Source organism: uncultured Bacteroides sp., assembly GCF_910578895.1.
GTDB lineage: Bacteria > Bacteroidota > Bacteroidia > Bacteroidales > Bacteroidaceae > Bacteroides.
The window spans coordinates 1-5790 of record NZ_CAJTSC010000048.1 but is presented as its reverse complement, the minus strand read 5'-3'; the positions used below and the strand labels follow the sequence as shown (position 1 = coordinate 5790).

Below are 5790 nucleotides of genomic sequence, written 5' to 3'. Positions count from 1 at the left end.
AAGAATTTTCTTTGATGATAATACTTATGAAACATTCAAACCGGAAAATTAAGAGGCAACTACGACTATTTACTCAAATTCCCGTATCTTTGCACCCGAAAGATAATTCTTCTTTATAGATAATATGAAAAAATATATTTTAGACCTGACAGTGACAGAGAACGTCCGGTTGCACGCCAATTATGCGCTGCTGAAATTGACTTCCTCGTCCTTGCTTCCGGAAATGCTTCCGGGACAATTTGCGGAAATCCGCGTAGAAAATTCGCCCACTACTTTCCTGCGACGTCCTATTTCTATTAATTATGTAGACAAGCAACAAAATGAAGTATGGTTTCTCATTCAACTTGTAGGAGATGGAACCAGACGCTTGGGCGAAGCTAAACAAGGCGACAGAATCAACGTAGTGCTTCCACTGGGAAACGGCTTTACGATGCCCGAAAAGCCCTCAGACAAGCTTTTACTGGTAGGCGGAGGTGTAGGCACCGCCCCCATGTTGTATTTAGGTAAGCAATTGGCTGAAAATGGAAGTAAACCAACTTTCTTGTTAGGTGCCAGAAGCGACAAAGATTTGTTGCAATTAGAAGAATTTGCAGCTTATGGAGATGTATATACTACCACGGAAGACGGTAGTCACGGTGAAAAAGGATATGTCACCCAACATTCCATATTAAACAAGATACACTTCGAGCAAATATATACCTGCGGTCCTAAACCCATGATGATGGCTGTAGCCAAATATGCCAAAAGTAAAGATATCAACTGTGAAGTATCTTTGGAAAATACAATGGCATGTGGCGTAGGTGCTTGCTTATGTTGTGTGGAAAATACCGCAGAAGGTCACTTGTGTGTATGTAAAGAAGGTCCGGTTTTTAATATAAACAAACTATTATGGCAGATTTAAGTGTAAACATTGGTGAATTACAAATGAAAAATCCGGTAATGACGGCATCCGGAACTTTTGGATATGGTGAAGAATTTGCCGATTTCATTGACATATCGCGAATAGGTGGTATAATTGTAAAGGGTACCACTCTTCACAAACGTGAAGGAAACCCATATCCGCGTATGGCGGAAACTCCTTCAGGTATGTTAAATGCTGTAGGTCTGCAAAATAAGGGTGTGCATCACTTTGTTGAACACATCTATCCACGTATCAAGGATATAAAAACCAACATGATTGTAAATGTTTCGGGATCCGCTATCGAAGACTATGTGGAAACGGCTGCAATCATCAACGAACTTGTAAATATTCCTGCTATAGAATTGAACATTTCCTGCCCCAATGTCAAGCAAGGTGGAATGGCATTTGGCGTTACGACAAAAGGAGCCGAGGAAGTGGTAAAAGCAGTACGTTCAGTTTACAAAAAGACACTTATCGTGAAATTGTCTCCCAATGTGACAGACATCACAGAGATAGCACGTGCGGCCGAAAACGGTGGTGCAGACAGCGTATCGCTCATCAATACCCTGCTGGGAATGGCTATAGATGCGGAACGCAGACGTCCTATACTCTCTACAGTAACCGGTGGCATGTCCGGAGCGGCAGTGAAACCTATAGCGCTTCGCATGGTATGGCAAGTTGCCAAAGCAGTAAAAATACCAGTCATTGGCTTAGGAGGTATCATGAACTGGAAAGATGCTGTGGAATTTATGCTTGCAGGTGCTTCTGCCATCCAGATTGGTACGGCAAACTTCATTGATCCGGCTGTTACCGTAAAGGTGGCAGAGGGCATTGATGATTATCTTAACAGACACGGATATAAGTCAGTTAAAGATATAATAGGTGCACTTGAGGTATAATGAATAACAAAGTAGGGTCATTCGCAAACTATTTCCATAAAAAAGGACATTCATCAAGAATGTCCTTTTTCTTTTTATTTACATATCGTTTTTTACTCACCTAACAAATCCGGACGCAATCTTCGGGTTCTTTCAAGCGATTGCTGCAACTCCCATTCCTTAATTTTAGCCTCATGACCGGATAGTAAAATATCAGGAACTTTCCAGCCGTTATAATCAGCCGGACGTGTGTAAACCGGAGCCGCCAAAAGATTATCCTGGAAAGAATCGGAAAGAGCCGATTGTTCATCGGAAATAACTCCGGGAATAATGCGCACAATCGAGTCTGCCATGACGGCGGCTGCCAGTTCACCACCCGTCAACACATAGTCTCCGATACTGATTTCTTTCGTTATAAGATGCTCGCGGATGCGGTAGTCAATCCCTTTAAAATGCCCGCAAAGAATAATAAGGTTCTTAGCGAGAGACAAAGTATTTGCCATAGGCTGATTGAACTGTTCACCGTCAGGAGTCGTAAAAATGACTTCATCATATTCCCGTTCCGCTTTCAAGGCATTGATACAGCGTTCTATAGGCTCTATCTTCATAACCATTCCGGCAAATCCGCCAAAAGGATAGTCATCCACCCGGCGATATTTATCTTCGGTATAATCGCGAAGGTTGTGGATATGTATTTCCGCAAGCCCTTTATTCTGAGCACGTTTCATAATAGAGCAATTGAAGAATCCCTCAATCATTTCCGGTAAAACAGTGATGATGTCAATACGCATATATTCAATTTTTCCGCAAAAATAGTGTAAGTTAAGAGTAAAAGCAAAAAAATATTCGGGAGAAACCCGTATTTTTGCGTTCAAACTCCAGAACCGTTATGACAATAAAAGAAAAAATAGATCTGTTACGTGCCGATTTGCATCAGCACAATTATAATTATTACGTGCTGAACGCTCCTGAAATTTCCGATAAAGAGTTTGATGACAGAATGCGTGAATTACAGGAACTCGAAAAAGAATATCCTGAATATCAAGACAAAAATTCACCTACCATGCGTGTAGGAAGTGATTTGAATAAGAATTTCACACAGGTAGCCCATAAATATCCCATGCTTTCGTTGGGAAACACCTATTCCGAAAGCGAAGTGACAGACTTTTACGATCGGGTGAAAAAGGCTTTGAATGAAGACTTTGAGATATGCTGCGAATTAAAATATGACGGTACATCCATTTCACTGACTTACGAAAACGGCAAATTGATACGTGCCGTAACTCGTGGTGACGGCGAAAAAGGTGACGATGTAACGGACAACGTAAAAACAATCCGTACCATACCATTGGTGCTTCATGGCAATTATCCTGAACTGTTTGAAATCAGAGGAGAAATATTAATGCCTTGGGAAGTGTTCGAAGAACTGAACCGCGAAAAAGAAGCATGCGAAGAATCTCTTTTTGCCAATCCGCGCAATGCAGCTTCCGGGACTTTAAAGTTACAAAATTCCGCTATTGTGGCTTCTCGTAAACTTGATGCGTACTTGTACTATCTGCTTGGCGAAGAATTGCCTTGTGACGGACATTATGAAAACTTGCAAACAGCTGCCGGTTGGGGATTTAAAGTCTCCGAACATACGAAAAAGTGCCACAGCCTTGAAGAAGTGTTCGAATATATCAGATACTGGGATATCGAACGTAAGAACTTGCCGGTAGCAACAGATGGTATCGTACTAAAAATCAACAGTATGCGCCAACAGAAGCACCTCGGCTATACGGCAAAATCCCCCCGATGGGCAATAGCCTATAAATTTCAGGCAGAACGGGCTTTGACTCGTCTGAACAAAGTCACTTACCAAGTGGGACGTACCGGAGCAGTAACCCCTGTTGCCAATTTGGACCCGGTACAACTGTCCGGTACTACCGTCAAAAGAGCCTCCTTGCACAATGCCGATATTATTGACGGATTGGATTTACACATCGGAGATATGGTCTACGTAGAAAAGGGTGGAGAAATCATTCCTAAAATTACGGAGGTAGATAAAGACGCACGCGGTATGCTCATTGGCGAGAAAGTAAAATTCATCACTCACTGTCCCGAATGCGGCAACAAACTGATACGTTATGAAGGAGAAGCTGCCCATTATTGCCCCAACGAAACCTCCTGTCCTCCTCAAATCAAAGGAAAGATAGAGCATTTCATCAGCCGCAAAGCAATGAACATTGACGGATTAGGTCCGGAGACTGTGGATATGTTCTATCGCTTGGGCTTAATTAAGAATACGGCAGATTTGTACATGCTTACCACAGATGACATCAAGAACCTGGATCGTATGGGCGAGAAATCAGCGGAAAATATCATCAAAGGAATCGAAGCCAGCAAAGAAGTTCCGTTTGAAAGGGTACTTTTTGCTTTGGGTATCCGTTTTGTCGGAGAGACCGTTGCAAAAAAAATAGCCAAATCCTTTAATAATATAGACGAGTTGAAAAATACAACTCTCGAAAGACTGATAAATATCGATGAAATCGGGGAAAAAATAGCACAAAGCATTCTGACATACTTCGCAAATCCATTAAATTGCCAATTGGTAGAACGCTTAAAATCCACTGGATTACAACTCTATCGAAAAGAAGAAGACTTGAGCGGATACACCAACAAACTTGCGGGACAATCTATTGTTATAAGCGGTGTATTTGCACATCACTCCCGAGATGAATACAAAGAGTTGATAGAAAAAAACGGTGGAAAGAATGTCGGTAGCATATCCGCCAAAACCAGTTTTATTCTGGCAGGCGAAAATATGGGTCCTGCCAAATTGGAAAAAGCTAACAAACTGGGCATAAAGATTATGAGCGAAGATGAGTTTTTAGCGCTCATATCCTAACAAATTTCTACAAAAAACTTTTTTATGGCTTATATTTGTATGGCAAATCGAAAAAAATCGTACTTTTGCGTGTCATTTAATTAGAGATTACTTTATAATACTCATGATACAGACTAGATTGAAAGGAATGGGGGTAGCGCTGATTACTCCATTTAAAGAGGATGAAAGCGTTGATTATGACGCATTGATGCGTTTGGTGGACTATCAACTTCAAAACAACACTGACTTTTTATGTGTGCTTGGCACTACGGCAGAAACTCCGACTCTGACTGAAGAGGAAAAAAAGAAAATCAAAAAGATGGTTATTGAACGTGTAAACGGAAAAATACCTATTCTGCTTGGAGTAGGCGGAAATAATACCCGTGCCATAGTAGAAACTCTGAAGAATGACGATTTTACCGGCGTGGATGCCATCCTTTCTGTCGTCCCATATTACAATAAGCCATCTCAAGAGGGAATTTACCAACATTATAAGGCTATTTCTGAAGCCACGGAACTTCCAATCGTGCTTTATAATGTGCCGGGGCGAACCGGCGTGAATATGAAAGCCGAAACAACCTTGCGCATCGCACGTGACTTCAAGAATGTGATTGCGATAAAGGAGGCATCAGGAGATATTACCCAAATGGATGACATCATAAAAAACAAACCCGCCAATTTTGACGTTATTTCGGGCGATGACGGCATTACCTTCCCATTGATTACTTTAGGGGCAGTAGGCATCATTTCGGTCATCGGAAACGCCTTTCCGCGGGAATTCAGCCGTATGGTACGTTTGGCGTTACAGGGAGATTATCAGAATGCACTGACTATCCACCACAAATTTGCCGAATTATTCAAGTTGCTCTTTGTGGATGGTAATCCTGCCGGAGTAAAAGCCATGCTGAATGCAATGGGAATGATTGAAAACAAACTTCGTCTGCCATTGGTACCTACCAGAATTACGACTTTCGAAGCTATGCGGAAAATATTGGATGAGTTGAATATCAAATGCTAAATATAATTTCATAAAATGCAAAAAAGCCTCGCATAATGCGAGGCTTTTTTGTATCATTTATTCTATTTCTCAGATAAAATAGAAAAACTTGGATACGGATGTTTCAGAACCGTAACAAATACAATGC

Annotated in this window: 5 protein-coding genes; 4 read left to right on the top strand and 1 reads right to left on the bottom strand. The window is 41.4% G+C overall.

The genetic code is table 11. The features are described 5' to 3' along the window. Positions 1-124 precede the first annotated feature (124 nt). Positions 125-901 (top strand): dihydroorotate dehydrogenase electron transfer subunit, encoded by a 777-nt coding sequence (locus QZ327_RS11305; protein ID WP_294619364.1) that lies wholly within the window; start codon positions 125-127, stop codon positions 899-901. Further along, positions 889-1800, top strand: a complete 912-nt coding sequence (locus QZ327_RS11300; RefSeq protein WP_294619362.1) for a dihydroorotate dehydrogenase — start codon at positions 889-891, stop codon at positions 1798-1800. The genes QZ327_RS11305 and QZ327_RS11300 overlap by 13 nt, the downstream gene beginning before the upstream one ends. 92 nt (positions 1801-1892) lie before the next feature. Here QZ327_RS11300 and trmD read toward each other — a convergent pair whose 3' ends face one another. Then, complete coding sequence (gene trmD / locus QZ327_RS11295) at positions 1893-2570, bottom strand: tRNA (guanosine(37)-N1)-methyltransferase TrmD (protein WP_294619360.1); 678 nt, start codon at positions 2568-2570, stop codon at positions 1893-1895. Positions 2571-2668: 98 nt separating this feature from the next. On the opposite strand from trmD, the gene ligA reads away from it, so the two are divergent. After that, complete coding sequence (ligA, locus tag QZ327_RS11290) at positions 2669-4666, top strand: NAD-dependent DNA ligase LigA (protein WP_294619358.1); 1998 nt, start codon at positions 2669-2671, stop codon at positions 4664-4666. A gap of 103 nt (positions 4667-4769) precedes the next feature. After that, complete coding sequence (gene dapA / locus QZ327_RS11285) at positions 4770-5663, top strand: 4-hydroxy-tetrahydrodipicolinate synthase (RefSeq protein WP_294619356.1); 894 nt, start codon at positions 4770-4772, stop codon at positions 5661-5663. Positions 5664-5790 lie beyond the last annotated feature (127 nt).